The 1,539-nt window shown below is 69.7% G+C and carries 1 protein-coding gene; it reads left to right on the top strand.

Annotated elements, in window-relative coordinates:
* Positions 1–491: 491 nt before the first annotated feature.
* On the top strand, positions 492–1,539 hold a 1,048-nt coding region (locus D7W81_RS41205), incomplete at its 3' end, for a serine/threonine-protein kinase (RefSeq protein WP_147445841.1).

Genomic DNA, 1,539 nt, shown 5'->3' with positions numbered 1-1,539 from the left:
GGTGAGGGTGGAATCGGGGGCGAAGGAGGGCTCGGCGGTATCGGGGGTGATGTGTCCGTGGTTTCCAAGCTCCCGACTCGCTACACCACCTACGGCGGCAACGGCGGCAACGGCGGAAAGGGAGGGAAGGGAGGACTGGGTGGCCCCGGAGGAGGAGGCGCTGGAGGCCCTTCAATCGGTATTTGGTGCGCCCAGGACGCGGGGGTCACCCTTGAAGATGGCGGAGTGATCGATCCCGCTGACGGCGGCGCTGGCGGCGAGAGTTCTGGGCACCCAGGCGAACAAGGCGCCCAGCGTTCCTACGTGGACTGCGTGCCCACTGGAACCGGGACGCCCTGACCCACACGCATCGCCCGCTGTGTGACAACGGCGGGTGAGAAAACAAGACCCGGGGGCAGGTGCCTGTTTGCTTGCCCTGCGTCCCCGGGCGGCCTCTTCGCTTCCGGGGTTTTCACCTGTTACGCTCCCCCGTGGTGGAGACGTCTTCCGAGCTGATCTGCGAAACCTGTGGCCTCACCGTTCCGTCCGAGACGGCGGTGTGCCCTCGCGATGGCACCGTCGTGCTGTCGTCGTTCCAGCCGACTCCACCGGAACCGAAGGTCATCGTGGAGCACCCCGGTAACGAAGGCATCGCCAGCACCGACCCCCTCATCGGCCTGAAGCTGGGCGAGTACGAGCTGCGCTCGCGCATCGGCGTGGGCGGCATGGGGCTTGTCTACGACGGCATCCAGCCCCTCATCGGCAAGCGCGTCGCCGTGAAGGTGCTGCGCCCCGAACTGGCGCACTCGTCCGAACAGGTGGCCCGCCTCCTCGCGGAGGCCCGCGCCGTCAACGCCATCCGCCACCGCGGCATCATCGACATCTTCGGCTTCGGCCAGCTCCCCGACGGTCGCCAGTACATCGTCATGGAGTACCTGGATGGCCAGCCGCTGGACGCCATCCTCGCGGAGAAGGGCCGCCTGCCCGTCCCGGAAGCCCTGTCCCTCCTGGATGAAGTGCTCGCCGCGTTGGGCGCCGCGCACGGCGCGGGCGTGGTGCACCGCGACCTGAAGCCCAGCAACATCTTCCTCGTGCGCCAGCCGGACGGCTCGCGCTACGTGAAGCTCCTGGACTTCGGGCTCGCCAAGCGCGGCGAAGGCCCCTCCGGCCGCACCGCGCAGACGCGCACCGACATGGTCGTCGGCACCCCGGAGTACATGGCGCCCGAGCAGGCCCGCGGCCAGTCCGTGGGCCCCATGACGGACCTGTACGCCATGGGCGTCGTCACCTTCGAGATCATCACCGGCCGGCTGCCCTTCATCGGCAGCTCCCCGGTGGACCTGCTCATGAAGCACGTGGAGGCGCGCCCGCCCCGGCCGTCGGAGTTCGTCTCCGACCTGCCGCCCGCCGTGGACGCCTTCATCCTGCAGATGCTCACCAAGGACCCGGAGACGCGCCCCAACTCCGCGGATGCCCTGCGTCAGCACCTGGCCAAGCTGCGCCGCACCCTGCGCGCCACGCGCACCAACCCCACCGCGCCCGCCCCCGTCGAGCCCGCGC

The sequence above is a fragment of the Corallococcus aberystwythensis genome (genome assembly GCF_003612165.1).
Taxonomy (GTDB): Bacteria; Myxococcota; Myxococcia; order Myxococcales; family Myxococcaceae; genus Corallococcus; species Corallococcus aberystwythensis.
The sequence above is the reverse complement of the archived record's forward strand: the minus strand, read 5'-3'. Positions and strand labels throughout refer to the sequence as shown.